We start from the raw sequence: 17,578 nt of genomic DNA, 5'->3' as shown, positions 1-17,578 counted from the left end.
CCTAGCGGACGGTCCGCTCGTGGACGAACTCCACGAGCCGGGTCAGGGCGTCCGGGTCCGTCGTCGGGAGCACCCCGTGGCCCAGGTTGAAGATGTGGCCATCCAGGTCCGACGCCGCGTCCAGCACCTCGCGGGTCTTCGTCTCGACCGCCTCGCGGGTGGAGAAGAGCACCGCCGGGTCGAGATTGCCCTGGAGCGCCTTGCCGGGGCCGACGCGGCGCGCGGCCTCGTCCATCGGGACGCGCCAGTCGACACCCACGACGTCCGCGCCGGCCTCGCCCATCAGACCGAGCAGTTCGCCCGTGCCCACGCCGAAGTGGATGCGGGGCACGCCGTACGAGGCGACCGCGTCGAACACCTTCGCCGACGCCGGCATCACCGAGCGCCGGTAGTCCGCGGGAGCCAGCGCCCCCACCCAGGAGTCGAACAGCTGCACCGCACTCGCGCCCGCCTCGATCTGCACCTTGAGGAACGCGGACGTGATCTCCGCGAGCCGGTCCAGCAGATCCGCCCACAGCTGCGGGTCGCCGTACATCAGCGCCTTGGTGTGCTCGTGGTTGCGCGAGGGGCCGCCCTCGACGAGATAGCTCGCGAGAGTGAAGGGCGCACCGGCGAAGCCGATGAGCGGGGTGGAGCCGAGCTCCTGGGTGAGCATGCCCATCGCCTCGGTGACGTACCAGACGTCCTCGGGCGTGAGATCGCGCAGCCGGTCCAGGTCGGCCCGGGTGCGGATCGGATCGGCGACGACGGGTCCGACGCCGGGCTTGATGTCGAGGTCGATGCCGATCGCCTTGAGCGGGACGACGATGTCGCTGAAGTAGATCGCGGCGTCGACCTTGTGGCGCCGTACGGGCTGCAGCGTGATCTCGGTGACGAGCTCGGGACGCATGCACGACTCGAGCATCGGGATGCCCTCGCGGACCTTCAGGTACTCGGGCAGTGAGCGGCCCGCCTGCCGCATGAACCAGACCGGCGTGTGCGGCACCGGCTCGCGCCTGCACGCCTTGAGAAAGGCGGAGTCGTACGTCTTCGGCTGCTGGCCCGAGGGGCGTTCGTTGGCGCTCACGCCCCAAATCTTCGCACGTACACCTGAAGTGGCTGCCCCGGCCCGGGTGTCCCTCCCTGCGCCGAGCCCCCGTTCCGCCTACTCTTCCCCGCATGGCTGCGGCTCAGGGACAGTTTTCCGATCATCCGGATCATTCCAACGGCGCTGATGCGACGGACAGCGCGGAGGGGAATGCCGTCCCGCGCGCGTTCTCACAGGCGGTCGATGCGCTGCGGGCCGCACGGCTGCGCCCCGAGATCGAGGTGGATCCGGCCCGGCCGCCACAGCGGCTCGCCCCGCACGCGTACGCACTGGAGGCGGCGGTGGTCGACGGCGAGGACGATCTCGCCGACGGACGTCTGGTGCTGCTGCACGACCCGGCCGGCCACGACGCCTGGCAGGGCACGTTCCGGATGGTGACGCTGGTGCGGGCGGAGCTCGAACCGGAGATGGCCGCCGACCCGCTGCTTCCGGAGGTGTGCTGGTCGTGGCTGACGGGCGCGCTGGAAGCGCGCGGACTTTCGTACGGTGAGCCGAGCGGCACCGTCACCCGTGCGGGGTCTCACTATTTCGGTGGACTCTCCGACCGGCGGCCCGCGACGCAGATCGAGATCCGTGCGTCCTGGACACCGCGCGAGGGCCACGGCGGGGTGCCGGACTCGGGCGCACACCTCGCTGCCTGGTGCGATCTGCTCTGTCAGGTCGCGGGACTGCCACCGATGCCGGCCGGTCCGGCGGACGCGGTGACGGGCGTGGTCTCCCTTCCGCAGCGGCGGGGCCCGCAACATCGGTGACGTTCACCCCCGGCACGGCCCGCGACACTGTGCGCGGGCCGTGCTTTGTGTCGTGCCCGTACCGCTCTCCCCACCCGGCCTCGCGCGAACAGCCTGATGAGCTCGCTCGTAGGATGATCGATCACCTGTCCGAATTGCCCCAATTGTTACTCACTAAATCGTGATCATTCTCTAAAGGCGGCCGGGTTCGGTGCCGAAGAGGTCAGTGACCTAACTGCACGGTTTCGCCCCGGCTTCCCCGAGCCGGCCCCGTCCCGCACCTTCCCCAGGAGGCCTGGTGTCCGTTCTTCTCGAGCAGCCCGCAAGCCTGGTCGCCTACCGCCCGAACAAGCCGACGGCCATGGTCGTCGTGGCCGACCCGCGCGTCCGCTCCACCGTCACCCGCCACCTGTGGGCCCTCGGAGTACGTGACGTGATCGAGGCGTCGTCCATCGCGGAGGCGCGTCCCCGCGTCGGCAACCCGCGCGACATCTGCGTTGCCGACGTCCACCTGCCCGATGGTTCCGGGCTGACCCTCCTGTCCGAGACCCGCGCGGCCGGCTGGCCGAACGGTCTGGCGCTGTCCGCCGCCGACGACATCGGCGCCGTGCGCAACGCGCTCGCCGGCGGCGTCAAGGGATACGTCGTCACCGGTACCCGTACGAACATCGGTCACCCCACCCGTCCCGGCGCGGCACCCATCGGCGCCGGAGCCGGCCGACTGCACCGCCGCCCCCCGGGTGCCCCGAGCCACCCGGGCGGCTACCGCGAGCTCTCCGGCCGTGAGGTCGAGGTGCTCCGGCTCGTCGCCGAAGGCCAGTCGAACAAGGCCATCGGCGTCTCGATGGGCCTGTCCGCGCTCACCGTCAAGAGCCACCTCGCCCGCATCGCCCGCAAGCTCGGCACGGGCGACCGTGCCGGCATGGTCGCCGTCGCCCTGCGCACCGGCATCATTCACTGATCGCTCCACATTTCTTTCGCGCCCGTCGACGGAACGTTCCGTCGACGGGCGCTGTCCGTTCACAGATACCCTTGACACGTGACCGACGCCCAAGAGACCGCAGCAGAGACCGCACTGCGAACCGCCGGGGGCGCTCCCCCGGACGACGGCGTCGCAGCCGAAGAAGTACCGATCCCCTTGCTGGAGCCCCGCGAGGGGATCCCTCCCGTCGTCGCCGACGCCGATGCGCTGGCCGAAGTGATCGCCGCGTTCGCCGCCGGCACCGGCCCGGTCGCCGTCGACGCGGAGCGCGCGTCCGGCTACCGCTACGGCCAGCGCGCCTATCTCGTACAGCTGCGCCGTGAGGGCGCGGGCAGCGCGCTGATCGATCCGATCGGCTGCCCCGATCTGTCCGGTCTGGGCGAGGCGCTGTCCGGCACGGAGTGGATCCTGCACGCGGCGACACAGGACCTGCCGTGCCTGCGCGAAATAGGCATGCTCCCCACCCGGCTCTTCGACACCGAGCTGGCCGGGCGGCTCGCCGGCTTCCCCCGGGTCGGGCTCGGCGCGATGGTGGAGTCCGTCCTCGGTTTCGCCCTGGAGAAGGGCCACTCCGCCGTCGACTGGTCGACCCGCCCGCTCCCCGAGCCGTGGCTGCGCTACGCCGCGCTCGACGTCGAGCTGCTGATCGATCTGCGCGATTCGCTGGAGAAGGAGCTGGACCGGCAGGGCAAGCTGGAGTGGGCCCACCAGGAGTTCGACGCGATCGCCTCGGCGCCGCCCGCTCCCCCGCGCAAGGACCCCTGGCGGCGGACGTCCGGCATGCACAAGGTGCGCCGGCGGCGTCAGATGGCCGTCGTACGGGAGCTGTGGACGACCCGGGACCGGGTGGCCCAGCGGCGGGACGTGTCACCGGGCAAGGTGCTGGGCGACGGCGCGATCGTGGAAGCGGCGCTCGCCCTCCCGGCGAACGTTCAGGAGCTGACCGCGCTGCCCGGGTTCGGACACCGGATGGGCCGGCGGCAGCTGGAGCAGTGGCAGACGGCGGTCGACCGGGCGAAGGCACTGCCCGACGCCGAGCTGCCGCAGCCGGGCCAGCAGCTGAACGGCCCGCCGCCGCCGCGGTCCTGGGCCGACAAGGACCCGGCCGCCGCCGCTCGTCTGACGGCGGCGCGGGCAGCGGTGTCCGCGCTCGCGGAGGAGCTGAACCTGCCGCAGGAGAACCTGATCACTCCGGACACGGTCCGACGCGTGTGCTGGGAACCGCCGGCGCAGCCGTCGGTCGAGTCGGTGGCACAGGCGCTGGCGTCGTACGGGGCGCGTCCGTGGCAGATCGAGCAGGTGGCACCGCTGCTGACGCGCGCGCTGGCGGCGACGGCGACGACCTGACGCGGCCGGGACCCGCGTCTGCGTCCGCCCGGCGTTCGGGACGCGGGTCCCGCACGCGGTGGCCGAGCACACCCTGCGGGCGGGCTCTCCCTCGCGTGACGGGCCGGATGCGCCGGCCCGCCGCCGACCCGGGGCCGGAGCCCCGCGATGACCCGCACGCCGGTGGCACACCCTGCGGGCGGGGTCGCACGCGGGACGGGCTGGACGCCCGGGTTCCGCCTGGCGATCGGGCGCGGGGCCGGCGCCAATCCCCGCACGGCCGGTGGCCACACCCTGCGGGCGGGTACCTCCCACGCCGCACGGGCCGGATGCTCCGGCCCGCCGCCGGCCCGGGGCCGGAGCCCCACCGAGACCCGCACGCCGGCGGCACGCAACCAAGCAGGCGCGCGCACTGCCGAACCCCACGCATCCCCGCCCCCGGAACGGCGGAAGCGCCTCACCCCGGTGTGACGTTCGCCGCTCCCGCCTCTTGGGGTGGGCAGCTTGGTTACCCACAAGTAGCATGGCCGGAGGAAAGCGCGCGCTCAGCGCGCCCCGCAGCAGTGCCACCCCGCACCCTGGAGGAGAGCCATCGTGCCTCGTACCGTCAGGGACGTCGTCTTCGTCGACGGCGTCCGCACCCCGTTCGGCAAGGCGGGCCCGAAGGGCATTTACCACGAGACCCGGGCCGACGATCTCGTCGTGAAGGCGATCCGGGAGCTGCTGCGCCGCAACCCGGACCTCGACCCCGCGAAGATCGACGAGGTGGCGATCGCCGCGACCACGCAGATCGGTGACCAGGGCCTGACCATCGGCCGCACCGCGGGCATCCTCGCGGGTCTGCCGCAGTCCGTGCCCGGCTACTCGATCGACCGCATGTGTGCCGGCGCCCTGACCGCCGTCACCTCCGTCGCGGGCAGCGTGGCCTTCGGTGCGTACGACATCGCCGTCGCCGGCGGTGTCGAGCACATGGGCCGCCACCCCATGGGTGAGGGCGTCGACCCGAACCCGCGGTTCGTGAGCGAGAAGCTCGTCGACGAGTCCGCCCTGTTCATGGGCATGACCGCGGAGAACCTTCACGACCGCTACCCGCACATCACCAAGCAGCGCGCCGACGAGTACGCCGTGCGCTCGCAGGAGAAGGCGGCGAAGGCGTACGCGAACGGCAAGATCCAGCAGGACCTGGTGCCGATCTCGGTCCGCCGCACCAACCCCGAGGCCGGCGAGACCGGCTGGGGCCTGGTCACGCAGGACGAGCCGATGCGTCCCGGCACCACGCTGGAGAGCCTCGCGGGTCTGAAGACCCCCTTCCGTGTGCACGGCCGCGTCACCGCGGGCAACGCCGCCGGTCTCAACGACGGCGCCACCGCCTCGCTCATCGCGTCCGAGGAGTTCGCGCGCGAGAACAACCTGCCGGTCAAGATGCGTCTCGTCTCGTACGCCTTCGCCGGCGTCGAGCCCGAGGTGATGGGCTACGGCCCGATCCCGGCGACCGAGAAGGCGCTGGCCAAGGCGGGCCTGTCGATCGAGGACATCAACCTCTTCGAGGTCAACGAGGCCTTCGCCGTCCAGGTGCTCGCCTTCCTCGACCACTACGGCATCGCCGACGACGACGCGCGCGTCAACCAGTACGGCGGCGCGATCGCGTTCGGCCACCCGCTGGCCTCCTCCGGCGTCCGTCTGATGACGCAGCTGGCCCGCCAGTTCGAGGAGCAGCCCGAGGTCCGCTACGGCCTCACCACGATGTGCGTCGGCTTCGGCATGGGCGCGACGGTCATCTGGGAGAACCCGCACTTCGACGGAGGCACCAAGTGAGCACCACCACGGAACTCCTGAAGGGCGCGGCCGAGCTGTTCCCGGACGAGGTCGTCACGCAGGCGCACGTACGCCACCTCGACCTGCCCGGCGCGGGCCGGTTCGCGCTGATCACGCTCGACAACGGCCTGGACCACACCAAGCCGACCACCTTCGGCCCGCAGTCGCTCGCGAATCTCGACGCCGCGATCGACCAGGTCGAGAAGGAGGCGTCGGAGGGCTCGATCACCGGCGTCGGCATCACCGGCAAGCCGTTCATCTTCGCCGTCGGCGCCGACCTCAAGGGTGTGGAGCTGCTCAAGGAGCACTCCGACGCGCTCGCCATCGGCAAGGGCGGCCACGACGTCTTCAAGCGTCTGTCCCACCTCGCGGTGCCGACCTTCGCGTACTACAACGGCGCGGCGATGGGCGGCGGTGTCGAGGTCGGTCTGCACTGCTCGTACCGCACCGTCTCGCAGGCCATCCCCGCCTTCTCGCTGCCCGAGGTCTTCCTCGGTCTCGTCCCCGGCTGGGGCGGCTGCGCACTGCTGCCGAACCTGATCGGCCCCGAGCGCGCGGTCTCGGTCATCATCGAGAACTCGCTCAACCAGAACAAGCAGCTCAAGGGCGCGCAGGTCTTCGAGCTCGGCATCGCCGACGCGATCTTCGAGGGCGCCGACTTCCTGGAGCAGTCGCTGCTGTGGACGGCGTCCGTCCTCAAGGGCGAGATCGTCGTCGAGCGGGCGGAGATCGACCGCGGTGACGCCTGGGACCAGGCCGTCGCCCGTGGCCGTGCCATCGCCGACTCCAAGGTGCACGGCGCCGCCCCGGCCGCCTACCGCGCCCTGGACATCGTCGCCGCCGCCAAGGACGGCGACCTCCAGGCCGGCTTCGACGCCGAGGACACCGCGCTGGCCGACCTGATCATGGGCGGCGAACTGCGCAGCGGTATCTACGCCTTCAACCTGGTGCAGAAGCGGGCCAAGCGTCCCGCGGGCGCCCCGGACAAGAGCCTGGCGCGCCCGGTCACCAAGGTCGGTGTCGTGGGCGCGGGCCTGATGGCCTCCCAGCTGGCGCTGCTCTTCCTGCGCCGCCTCGAGGTGCCGGTCGTCCTGACCGACATCGACCAGGAGCGCGTCGACAAGGGTGTGGGCTACGTCCACGCCGAGATCGACAAGCTGCTCGGCAAGGGCCGCGTCAACCAGGACAAGGCCAACCGCCTGAAGGCCCTGGTCTCCGGTGTGCTGGACAAGGCGGAGGGCTTCTCCGACGCCGACTTCATCATCGAGGCCGTCTTCGAGGAGATCGGCGTCAAGCAGCAGGTGTTCGCCGAGGTGGAGGCCGTCGCCCCCGCCCACGCGATCTTCGCCACCAACACCTCCTCGCTGTCCGTCACCGAGATGGCGTCGAAGCTCCAGCACCCGGAGCGGGTCGTCGGCTTCCACTTCTTCAACCCGGTCGCGGTCCTGCCGCTGCTGGAGATCGTCCGCGGCGAGCAGACGGACGACGCCTCGCTCGCCACCGCGTTCGGTGTCGCGAAGAAGCTGAAGAAGACCGCGGTCCTGACGAAGGACGCCCCGGCGTTCGTCGTGAACCGCATCCTGACCCGCTTCATGGGCGAGATCCAGAACGTCATCGACGAGGGCACCCCGGTCGCCACCGCCGAGAAGGCGATCGAGCCGCTCGGTCTGCCGATGTCGCCGCTGGTCCTGCTGGAGCTCGTCGGCCCGGCGATCGGTCTGCATGTCTCCGAGACCCTCAACCGCGCCTTCCCGGACCGCTTCACGGTCTCGGCGAACCTGGCCGCGGTGGTCAAGGCCGGCAAGCGCGGCTTCTACGTCTACGATTCCGGCAAGCCGGAGCTGGACCCCGAGGTCGCCGCACTCCTCCAGCAGGGCGACTCCGTCCTCACCGAGGAGCAGGTCCGCGACCGCGTTCTCGACGCGGTGGCGCAGGAGATCGGTCTGATGCTGGACGAGGGTGTCGTGGCCGAGGCCCAGGACATCGACCTCTGCCTGATCACCGGCGCCGGCTGGCCCTTCCACCTGGGCGGCATCACGCCGTACCTGGACCGTGAGGGTGTCTCCCAGCGGGTGAACGGCAAGCCGTTCCTGGCGCAGGGCGTCGCGAGCGTCCCCGCGTAGTCGTACCGCTGACGAAGGCCCCGGCACCTCTCTCGGTGCCGGGGCCTTCGCATGTCACGCTGAATGCATGGAACCCCTGCTGATCGTCGACGCGGCCAACGTCATCGGATCCGTGCCGGACGGCTGGTGGCGGGACCGGCGCGGGGCCGTGGAACGACTGCGCGACCGGCTGCCGCAGGTCGCCGCCGCCGGGCTGGCCGCGCATCCCGGCCCCCTCGACGTGGTGCTCGTCGCGGAGGGGGCCGCGCGCGGTGTGGAGAGCATCCCCGCGGTACGGGTCTCCTCGGCGCCCGGCAGCGGTGACGACCGGATCGTGGAGCTGGTCGCCGAGGCGGATGCCGGCCGGGACGTCGTGGTGGTCACGGCCGACCGGGAACTGCGGCGGCGCGTCGAGGCACTCGGCGCCGGCTGCGTGGGTCCCCGGGCGCTTCAGAACCTGCCGGGTGACCTCTGACCGGGCGTCCACACCCTGGCACGCACCCTTCCCGCGTTACCGAAATACCCTGGCAGCTCCGCTACAAGGGCATCCTGGCGCCTTGGAATCGCACGCACCAGACCGCATCCGCTTCCCGGTCGAAGATCACCCGACAGGCTCTCAGCCGCCGGACGAGCGGACGTAGAGCACCGCGCCGTCGATCTCGCCGGGGAGCGGTTCGTAGTGCCGCTCCAGCAGTCTGCGCAGGGTCGGGACGCGTTCGGGGGCGAAGGGTTTGCCCCGGGAGTCGTCGACGATCAGCGCCGGCGGGTGGGCGCGCATCTCGTCGGCGAACGTGGGCCAGGCGCCCTCCACCCCGTACTTCTCCCCCACCTGGGGGCCGTTGCGGCCGCCGCTGTAGTTGGTGAGCAGACCGGCCGTCAGAAAGCGGCTGGCGGGCGGCCGGTCGGCGAGCCAGTACGTCTCGGGGTGTATCCCCCACACGAGAACGCTCTCAGCGGGGCCTGTACGGGCCTGTACGGCCGTCGCGAGGCGCTGGGCGTGGGCCAGCTCCGGACGAGGCGTCAGCGTCCCCCAGAGGAGGAACAGGGCGCAGCCGCAGGCCGACCACGCCAGCGCGGACGCCAGCCGGTGACGCGGCAGGATCTGCAGGGCTCCCGTCGCCAACAGGGCCAGCGGCGGGATCAGTTGCAGGTAGTAGTGCCCGAAGAAGTGGAAACCCAGCAGCACGGCGGCCGCCGACGACGCCAGCCACAGCCAGAGGTCGCCCACGCCCGTGCGCGCACTGCGCAGCACCCGCACGACCGGCGGGACCAGTCCCGCGCAGGCGGCCCCGAGCAGCGCCGTGTTGGCCACGGCCCGGGACAGGACGTGCAGTTCGGAGCCGGTGAACGAGGCGTACGCCCCCGATCCGGTGACCGTCCAGAACAGAAAGCCGGACGGGTCGGTGAGCAGCGCGGCGGCCAGGACCGGCAGGGCGAATCCCAGAGCCGTGCGCAGCAGTGCGCTGCGGTGCACCGGCGCGGTCTGCCAGAGCAGCCACAGGACCGGACCGAGGACGGCTCCGCCGGTCTGCTTGGTCAGGAACGCCCCCGCAACCGCGACGCCCGCGGCGCCCCAGCGGCCGCGGTCCGCGTACCGGACGGCCGCGGCCGTGAACGGCAGCATGAAGACCTCGAAGGTGGCGGCCTGGGCGTCCTCGGGATTCAGGCCGATGGACACCAGCAGATACAGCACGCCCGCGGTGCGCCCGGCGCGATCGCCCCAGCGGCGGCGGGCGATGCTGGCGAGCAGTGCGGCGGTGACGAGCTGGGCGAGGACCGCGAGGACCCTCACCGAGCGCAGCGACTCGTCGCCGAACAGCGCGAACAGCGTCTCGTAGAGCAGCGGCAGCAGGGGCGGCTTGCGGTCGACGACGGTCTCGTACAGCGCTCCGCCGTCCGCCAGTATCCGCGCCTGGACGGCGAGATAGCCCTCGTCCGGGCTCCACAGCCGGTGCCCGAAGGACGGGATGCGGGTGACGAGCGCGAGCAGGCCGAGGGCCGGAAGCAGCCGCCGCCAGTAGTGGAGACGGCGCGCCGGGGCCGGTACCCGGCGGCGCTGCCGGGGCAGGGACCGCGCGGGGACGCGGCGTAGCGAGGATGGCGGCTCCGCCGGCATGAGTGCCTTTCCGGGTCAGGGTGCAGGCCCGGAAACGCACAGTATCCGGCCCCGCAGGTCCTGCCGGAGCAGGACATACGGGGCCGGTGCGAAAGGTGGCGCTGTTACCGCTGCTGAGCGGGGGTGCGGCCCGCCGGGCTACTTGGGGTTGCCGTCACCCGAGAGGGATCCGCCGGACCCTGCTCGCGTCTGCAACCGGCTGTGCCCGCGGCCGTAGAGGTAGTACACGACCACACCGATCAGCATCCAGACGCCGAACCGCAGCCAGGTCTCGGTCGGCAGGTTCAGCATCAGCCACAGCGACGCCGCGATGGAGATGATGGGGAGCGCCGGCACCCACGGGGTACGGAAGGCGCGGTGCAGGTCGGGGCGGGTGCGGCGGAGGACGATGACGCCGAGGGCCACGATCACGAAGGCGAAGAGCGTGCCGATGTTCACCAGGGCCGCGAGCGCCTCGAGGCTGGTGAAGCCCGCGATGACGGCGATGGCGCAGCCGAGCACGATGGTCGCCCGGTGGGGGGTCCGGAACTTCGGGTGGGTGACGGAGAAGAAGCGCGGCAGCAGTCCGTCACGGCTCATCGCGAAGAACACCCGGGTCTGGCCCAGAAGCAGGATCATGCAGACGGTGATGAGGCCCACGACCGCGCCGAGGCTGATGGCACCGGCGAAGAAGGGCTGGTCGACGGACTTGAAGGCGTCGGCGAGCGGCGCGGTCGCCGACATCTCCTTGTAGTTCTGCATACCGGTGACGACGAGCGTCACGGCCACGTAGAGCACGGTGCAGATGATCAGGGAGCCCAGGATGCCGCGGGGCATGTCCCGCTGGGGGTTCTTGGTCTCCTCCGCCGCGGTGGCGACGACGTCGAACCCGATGAAGGCGAAGAAGACGATGGACGCCGCGGTGAAGATGCCCATGACGCCGAAGTTGGTGGGGTCGTAGCCGAACAGGACCTGCACCAGCGGCGCCGTGAGACCGCCCCCCGTCTCCTGCGCCTCGGCCGGAGGGATGAACGGGGTGTAGTTGTCGGCCTTGATGAAGAACAGGCCCGCGACGATGACCAGCAGGACCACGGTGACCTTGATCGCGACGACGATCGCGGTGATCCGGGCGGACAGTTTCATGCCGATGACCAGGATGGCGGTCAGCGCCAGGATGAGCAGGAAGGCCAGCAGGTCGAAGTGCCCTCCCGCATCGGGTCCCGACAGGGCGGAGGGCATCTGCCAGCCGAGGTTGGTGTCCAGGAGGTGCCGCGCGTACCCGGACCAGCCGACCGCCACCACGGCGGTGCCGAGCGCGAACTCCAGGACCAGGTCCCAGCCGATGATCCAGGCCGGAAGTTCGCCGATGGAGGCGTAGGAGAACGTGTACGCGGAACCCGCCACCGGCACGGTGGAGGCGAACTCCGCGTAGCAGAGCGCCGCCAGTGCGCAGACGACGCCGGCGACGACGAAGGACAGGGCGGTCGCGGGCCCGGCGTTCTCCTTGGCCGCGATACCCGTGAGGACGAAGATGCCCGTGCCGATGATGACGCCGACGCCGAAGACGGTCAGGTCCCAGGCGGAGAGCGACTTCTTCAGCGCGTGCTCCGGCTCCTCCGTGTCGCGGATCGACTGCTCGACCGTCTTGGTCCGGAAGGCGCCCCTTCTGCCTGCTGGGCCGCCCGCAGGGTCTGTCTGTGTGCTCACCGTGCACCTCCACGCTTGACGTCCCCGACATCATCGGGACGGTGGGTGGTCCACGGGCGGCCGTCACAGCACGCTTCACGCGAATGGGCCGGAAGGACCACCCCACCAGGGTGACCCTCCGGCCCCTATTCATGCACGCTGTGCAGCGCCATTCGCGTCAACCGGGTGACGGTCAGTCGCGGGCGGGCTCCACGGCCTCGCTGTCGAAACGGCCGTCGAGCCTGGCCACGAGCCCCGTCACCTGACGGGCGATGTCCGGTGCCGTCAGGCCGATCTCGGCCATGACCTCCTTGCGGGAGGCGTGGTCGAGGAAGCGCGGCGGGATGCCGAAGTCACGCAGCGGGACATCAACGCCGGCGTCCCGCAGCGCCTGGGCGACGGCGGATCCGACGCCGCCGACCCTGCTGTTGTCCTCGACGGTGACGACGACCCGGTGCAGCTCGGCGAGCGGCGCGAGGGCCTCGTCGACCGGCTTGACCCAGCGGGGGTCGATCACGGTGGTGGAGATGCCCTGCTTGTCGAGGAGATCGGCGATCTCCAGGCACATCGGGGCGAGCGCGCCGACGGAGACGAGCAGGACGTCGGGGTCGGCAACCTTCGCCTCCCGCAGGACGTCCATGCCTCCGACCCGGCCCACGGCCTGCACCGAGGGGCCGACGGCGCCCTTGGAGAACCGCACGACGGTCGGCGCGTCGTCGACCTCGACCGCCTCGCGCAGCTGGGCCCGTACCTGGTCCGCGTCACGCGGGGCGGCGATCCGCAGGCCGGGGACGACCTGGAGGATCGACATGTCCCACATGCCGTTGTGCGAGGCGCCGTCGGTGCCGGTGACACCGGCGCGGTCCAGGACGAATGTGACGCCGCAGCGGTGCAGGGCCACGTCCATCAGGACCTGGTCGAAGGCGCGGTTGAGGAAGGTGGCGTAGACCGCGAAGACGGGGTGCACGCCGCCGGTCGCCAGACCCGCCGCGGAGACCGCGCCGTGCTGCTCGGCGATGCCGACGTCGTAGACACGGTCGGGGAAGGCCTTGGCGAACCTGTCGAGCCCGACCGGCTGGAGCATCGCGGCGGTGATCGCCACGATGTCCTCCCGCTCCTTGCCGAGCTGGACCATCTCCTCGCCGAACACGGAGGTCCAGTCGAGTCCCGAACTCGCGATCGGCAGACCGGTGTCGGGGTGGATCTTGCCCACCGCGTGGAAGCGGTCCGCCTCGTCCTGGAGGGCGGGCTGGTAGCCGCGGCCCTTCTCGGTGAGGCAGTGCACGATCACGGGCCCGCCGAAGCGCTTGGCGCGGGCGAGGGCGGACTCCAGCGCCTCGATGTCGTGGCCGTCGATGGGGCCGACGTACTTCAGTCCCAGGTCCTCGAACATGCCCTGCGGAGCGATGAAGTCCTTGAGGCCCTTCTTGGCGCCGTGCAGGGTCTCGTAGAGCGGCCTGCCGACGACGGGGGTGCGCTCCAGGATGTCCTTGCCGCGGGCGAGGAAGCGCTCGTAGCCGTCGGTCGTCCGGAGGGTGGCGAGGTGGTTGGCCAGGCCGCCGATGGTGGGCGCGTAGGAGCGCTCGTTGTCGTTGACGACGATGACGAGCGGGCGGTCCTTGGCGGCGGCGATGTTGTTCAGCGCCTCCCAGGCCATACCGCCGGTCAGGGCTCCGTCACCGATGACCGCGACGACGTGGTCGTCCTTGCGGAGCACCTCGTTGGCCTTGGCGAGGCCGTCGGCCCAGCCGAGCACCGTGGAGGCGTGGGAGTTCTCGATGACGTCGTGGTCGGACTCGGCCTGCGACGGGTAGCCGGAGAGGCCGCCCTTCATCTTGAGCCGTGAGAAGTCCTGACGGCCGGTGAGGAGCTTGTGCACGTAGCTCTGGTGACCGGTGTCCCACAGGACCTTGTCCTTCGGGGACTCGAAGACCCGGTGGAGAGCGATGGTCAGCTCGACGACGCCGAGGTTGGGACCGAGGTGTCCGCCGGTCTTGGAGACCGCGTCGACGAGAAAGGTCCGGATCTCTGCGGCCAGCTGATCCAGCTGCTCCGGGCTGAGCCGGTCCAGATCGCGCGGTCCCTTGATACGGGTAAGCAAAGCCACCCGTGCCTCCTTGACTGTTGAGCTGGTCGAGCGTGCCGATTCGTCGAGTCTAATGTTCCGCGCCGGAGCGCAGTCATCGGGCGGTGCGTTCCGCATCACTCCAACGGCCCAGACGCAGCAGTGCCCGGCACCGTGTCACGGTGCCGGGCACTGGCCGGTTGTGCTAGGCGCGACCTGCGGTCTTCTGCGTCTTGCGGGTGATCGAGTCGATCACAACAGTGGCCAGCAGCACACCACCGGTGATCATGTACTGGATCGGGGTGGCGATGCCCTCGAGCGCCAGTCCGTACTGGATCGAGACGATGACCATGACGCCGAGGAGGGCGTTCCAGGTCCGGCCCCGGCCACCGAAGAGGCTGGTGCCGCCGATGACGGCCGCCGCGATGACGTTCATCAGCAGGTCACCGGCGCCGGCGCTCTGGTTCGCCGCCGCGATCTTGGAGGCCCAGAACAGGCCGCCGATGGCCGCGAAGGTGCCGGCGAGCGAGAAGACGGAGATCCGGATCGCCGTGACGTTGATACCGGCACGCCGCGAGGCCTCCACGCTGCCGCCGAGCGCGAAGATCTTCCGGCCGTAGGTGGTACGGCGGAGGACGAAGTCCGTGATCACGAGGACGGCGAGGAACAGGACCAGCGCCAGCGGCAGGCCCTTGTACTGGTTGAACATGATCGCGCCGGCGAAGGCGATCACGGCCAGGGCCACGGTGCGCACCACGATGTCGACGAGCGGCCGGGACGGGATGCCGGCGGCCGCACGGCGGCGGTTGTCGTAGAAGCTGGAGAGGAAGAAGCCGGCCACGGCGACCGCGGCCAGACCGTAGGCGGCAGCCACGTCGGTGAAGTAGTACGTGGTCAGCTTGCCGACGACACCTTCGCCGTCCAGGTTGATCGTGCCGTTCTCGCCGAGCAGCTGGAGCATGAAGCCGAGCCAGAACAGCAGGCCGGCCAGCGTGACGGCGAACGCGGGGGCGCCGATCCGGGCGAAGAAGAAGCCGTGGAGCGCGCCGATGGCGGCGCCGGAGACGACCGCGACGAGGACCGCGAGCCACTCGTTCATGCCGTGGGTGACACTCAGCACCGCGACGACGGCGCCGGAGACACCGCTGACGGAGCCGACCGACAGGTCGATCTCACCGAGCAGCAGAACGAAGATGATGCCGACGGCCATCATGCCGGTGGCGACCATCGTGACCGCGATGTTGCTCAGGTTCTCGGCCGAGAGGAAGTTCGAGTTCAGGCTCTGGAAGATCGCGCCGATGATGATCAGACCGACGATGACCGGCATCGAGCCCAGGTCACCGGCGTGCATCTTGCGCTTGAACTCGGAGAAGTAGCCCGCGAGGCCCTGCTCGCGCACCAGCAGCCGCGGGTCGACCGCGGTGACGGCGGCCTTGGCGGCCTCCGGGTTCACGACGGGCGCGTCCGAGGGCGCGTCGGTCGTCGTGGAGGTCTTGTCGATGTTCACTTCTGAACCTCCGCGTTGCGCGCCGCACGACGGGTCACGGCGTTGTCCGTGGCGCCCGTGATGGCGGAGATGATCTCTTCCTGCGACGTGGACTTCACGTCGAAGACACCGTTGTTGCGCCCGAGGCGCAGGACGGCGACCTTGTCGGCGACGGCCTTGACGTCAGCCATGTTGTGGCTGATCAGGATCACCGCGTGACCGCGCTCGCGCAGCCGCTCGACGAGGTCGAGGACCTGGGCGGTCTGCTCGACACCGAGGGCCGCGGTCGGCTCGTCGAGGATGACGAGCTTGGGCTCGCCGAGCATCGAACGGGCGATGGCCACCGTCTGGCGCTGACCGCCGGACAGCGACGCGATCGGGATGCGCACGCTGGGGATGCGGATCGACAGCGTGTTCAGGAGCTCGAGTGCACGACGCTCCATCTCGACCTCGTTGAGAATGCCGCGCTTGCGGATCTCCCGGCCGAGGTAGAGGTTTCCGACAACGTCGATGTTGTCGCACAGCGCGAGGTCCTGGTAGACGGTCGCGATGCCCAGGGCCTGGGCGTCGTGCGGACGGTTGATCGACACCGACTTGCCGTCCCACTCGATGACACCGTCATCGATGGGGTGCACGCCGGCGATCGTCTTGACCAGCGTGGACTTTCCGGCGCCGTTGTCGCCCACCAGGGCTACGACCTCTCCGGAGTGGACCTCAAGCTCTACGTCGGTGAGCGCCTGGACGGCACCGAATCGCTTGGAGACCCCTCGCAACGCCAACACGGGCGTAGCGGACACGTGAACCATCTCCTTCGCCGCCTGACCGGCGGGGATGCCGCGCCGGGGTGTGGCGCGGAGGCTGAGCAGCAGGGAACTAGTGCCCCGGGAGCGGCACCAGGGGCGAAACGATCCGTCCGGCGCCCCGCCCCATCAGCGGGGTGGTTGGGATGGGGCGGGACGCCGGACAGGCTTCTGCGGGTGCGGGCCCGGAGGGGCCCACGGCCTTACTTCAGGCCCGCCGCGTCACAGGCAGCCTTGTACTTCGGGGTGCAGATCTCCTGGACGGTGTAGACGCCGTCCTTGATGACCGTGTCGTTGATGTTGGCCTTGGTCAGCGAGACGACCGGGACGAGCACGGTCGGGATGCCCTTGGTGGTGGGGCTGTCCACGGTGTCCTTGGCGATCGAGTCGAGCTTCTCGCCCTTGGCGAGCGCGACAGCCATCTCGGCGGCGGCAGCGGCCTCCGGCTGGTACGGCTTGTAGACGCTCATGAACTGCTCACCCGCGACGATGCGCTGCACACCGGCGAGCTCGGCGTCCTGGCCGGTGACCGGCGGGAGCGGGGAGATGCCGGCGGCCTTGAGGGCGGTGATGATGCCGCCCGCCATGCCGTCGTTGGCGGAGTAGACGCCGACGATCTTGTTCTTGCCGAGGGCCGAGATCGCCGCCTCCATGTTGGCGTTGGCGTTCTCCGGCTTCCACTCCTTGGTGTCGTACTCCTTGCCGACGGTGACCTTGCCATCGAGCTCGGCCTTCGCGCCCTTCTTGAAGAGCGCGGCGTTCGGGTCGGTGATCGCACCGTTCATCATGACGATGGAGCCGGCCTTGGCCTTGGTGCCCAGCGCTCCGAGGAGCGCCTTGCCCTGGACGTGGCCGACCTCTTCGTTGTCGAAGGAGGTGTAGGCGTCGATCGGGCCCTCGGCCAGGCGGTCGAAGGCGACGACGGGGATGCCCGCCTCCTTGGCCTTCTTGACGCCACCGGCTATGGCCTTGGAGTCGACAGCGTCGACGATCAGCACGTCGACCTTGTTCGTGATCATGGTGTCGACCTGCTGCGTCTGCAGGGTCGCGTCCTGCTTGGCGTTGGCGTAGACGACCTTCGCCTTGCCGTTCGTCAGCTCGCCGACCTTCTTCTCGATCAGCGGCTTGTCGAACTTCTCGTAGCGCGCGGTCTGGTTCTCCGGCAGCAGCAGACCGACCGTGATGTCGTCGCCCTTCGCGGCGCCCGACTCCTTGGCCTTGTCGCCGGACTCCTTCGCGCTGCCACAGGCAGCGAGCGAGACGGCCATGGCGGTGGCGGCAGTAGCAACGGCGGCACGACGCAGATGTGCGTTCATCTGTGGAAACCTCCCTGACGGGGCCGCGTCGTTGCGGCCGAGGTGGCTGGAAGTCAACTCGGCCCCGGTGCCAGCGTCAAGGAGTAA

General features: G+C 70.4%; 13 protein-coding genes. 6 read left to right on the top strand and 7 right to left on the bottom strand.

Going from position 1 to position 17,578, the window contains the following annotated elements; all coding sequences use genetic code 11:
- Position 1: 1 nt before the first annotated feature.
- Entirely contained in the window at positions 2–1,066 is a 1,065-nt protein-coding gene (gene hemE / locus OHA05_RS28030; protein ID WP_313943531.1) for a uroporphyrinogen decarboxylase, read from the bottom strand.
- A gap of 92 nt (positions 1,067–1,158) precedes the next feature.
- On the opposite strand from hemE, the gene OHA05_RS28025 reads away from it, so the two are divergent.
- The 6 genes from OHA05_RS28025 to OHA05_RS28000 all read left to right on the top strand — a co-directional run bounded on the left by OHA05_RS28025 (position 1,159) and on the right by OHA05_RS28000 (position 8,518).
- A complete protein-coding gene (locus OHA05_RS28025) occupies positions 1,159–1,839 on the top strand; it encodes a DUF3000 domain-containing protein (protein WP_313943532.1) in 681 nt (226 codons plus the stop codon).
- 277 nt (positions 1,840–2,116) lie between these two features.
- Positions 2,117–2,779, top strand: coding sequence for a helix-turn-helix transcriptional regulator (locus OHA05_RS28020; protein WP_313943533.1), 663 nt, complete (start codon positions 2,117–2,119; stop codon positions 2,777–2,779).
- A 78-nt stretch (positions 2,780–2,857) separates the two neighbouring features.
- The gene (locus OHA05_RS28015) at positions 2,858–4,147 is read left to right on the top strand and encodes a ribonuclease D (protein ID WP_313943534.1); all 1,290 of its coding nucleotides are present in this window, start codon (positions 2,858–2,860) and stop codon (positions 4,145–4,147) included.
- Between the two features lie 573 nt (positions 4,148–4,720).
- Complete coding sequence (locus OHA05_RS28010; RefSeq protein WP_313943536.1) at positions 4,721–5,941, top strand: thiolase family protein; 1,221 nt, start codon at positions 4,721–4,723, stop codon at positions 5,939–5,941.
- Positions 5,938–8,064: a 3-hydroxyacyl-CoA dehydrogenase NAD-binding domain-containing protein gene (locus tag OHA05_RS28005; protein ID WP_313943537.1), complete on the top strand. Its 2,127-nt coding sequence runs from the start codon at positions 5,938–5,940 to the stop codon at positions 8,062–8,064. The genes OHA05_RS28010 and OHA05_RS28005 overlap by 4 nt, the downstream gene beginning before the upstream one ends.
- Positions 8,065–8,131: 67 nt before the next feature.
- Positions 8,132–8,518, top strand: a complete 387-nt coding sequence (locus tag OHA05_RS28000; RefSeq protein WP_313943538.1) for an NYN domain-containing protein — start codon at positions 8,132–8,134, stop codon at positions 8,516–8,518.
- 141 nt (positions 8,519–8,659) lie between these two features.
- On the opposite strand, the gene OHA05_RS27995 is transcribed toward OHA05_RS28000, so the two are convergent.
- The 6 genes from OHA05_RS27995 to OHA05_RS27970 form a co-directional block, all read right to left on the bottom strand.
- Positions 8,660–10,159, bottom strand: coding sequence for an ArnT family glycosyltransferase (locus OHA05_RS27995; protein WP_313943539.1), 1,500 nt, complete (start codon positions 10,157–10,159; stop codon positions 8,660–8,662).
- Between the two features lie 138 nt (positions 10,160–10,297).
- Positions 10,298–11,845, bottom strand: coding sequence for an amino acid permease (locus OHA05_RS27990; protein ID WP_313943540.1), 1,548 nt, complete (start codon positions 11,843–11,845; stop codon positions 10,298–10,300).
- 172 nt (positions 11,846–12,017) lie between these two features.
- On the bottom strand, positions 12,018–13,931 hold the full coding sequence (dxs, locus tag OHA05_RS27985; protein WP_313943541.1) for a 1-deoxy-D-xylulose-5-phosphate synthase: 1,914 nt from the start codon (positions 13,929–13,931) through the stop codon (positions 12,018–12,020).
- Between the two features lie 163 nt (positions 13,932–14,094).
- Entirely contained in the window at positions 14,095–15,396 is a 1,302-nt protein-coding gene (locus tag OHA05_RS27980; RefSeq protein ID WP_328862031.1) for a sugar ABC transporter permease, read from the bottom strand.
- On the bottom strand, positions 15,393–16,181 hold the full coding sequence (locus tag OHA05_RS27975) for an ATP-binding cassette domain-containing protein (RefSeq protein WP_313943543.1): 789 nt from the start codon (positions 16,179–16,181) through the stop codon (positions 15,393–15,395). Before OHA05_RS27975 ends, OHA05_RS27980 begins: the two co-directional genes overlap by 4 nt.
- Before the next feature lie 197 nt (positions 16,182–16,378).
- Entirely contained in the window at positions 16,379–17,491 is a 1,113-nt protein-coding gene (locus OHA05_RS27970; protein WP_313943544.1) for a sugar ABC transporter substrate-binding protein, read from the bottom strand.
- Positions 17,492–17,578: the final 87 nt, after the last annotated feature.

Source organism: Streptomyces sp. NBC_00306 (assembly GCF_036169555.1).
GTDB classification, from domain to species: domain Bacteria; phylum Actinomycetota; class Actinomycetes; order Streptomycetales; family Streptomycetaceae; genus Streptomyces; species Streptomyces achmelvichensis.
Note: the sequence above shows the minus strand (reverse complement) of the source record. Positions and strands in the feature narration are given on the sequence as shown.

Coding starts and splice junctions, on each gene's coding strand:
- OHA05_RS28000 (WP_313943538.1), top strand. CDS start 8,132: ATGGAACCCCTGCTGATCGTCGACGCGGCCAACGTCATCGGATCCGTG.
- OHA05_RS27995 (WP_313943539.1), bottom strand. CDS start 10,159: ATGCCGGCGGAGCCGCCATCCTCGCTACGCCGCGTCCCCGCGCGGTCC.
- OHA05_RS27975 (WP_313943543.1), bottom strand. CDS start 16,181: ATGGTTCACGTGTCCGCTACGCCCGTGTTGGCGTTGCGAGGGGTCTCC.
- OHA05_RS28025 (WP_313943532.1), top strand. CDS start 1,159: ATGGCTGCGGCTCAGGGACAGTTTTCCGATCATCCGGATCATTCCAAC.
- OHA05_RS27970 (WP_313943544.1), bottom strand. CDS start 17,491: ATGAACGCACATCTGCGTCGTGCCGCCGTTGCTACTGCCGCCACCGCC.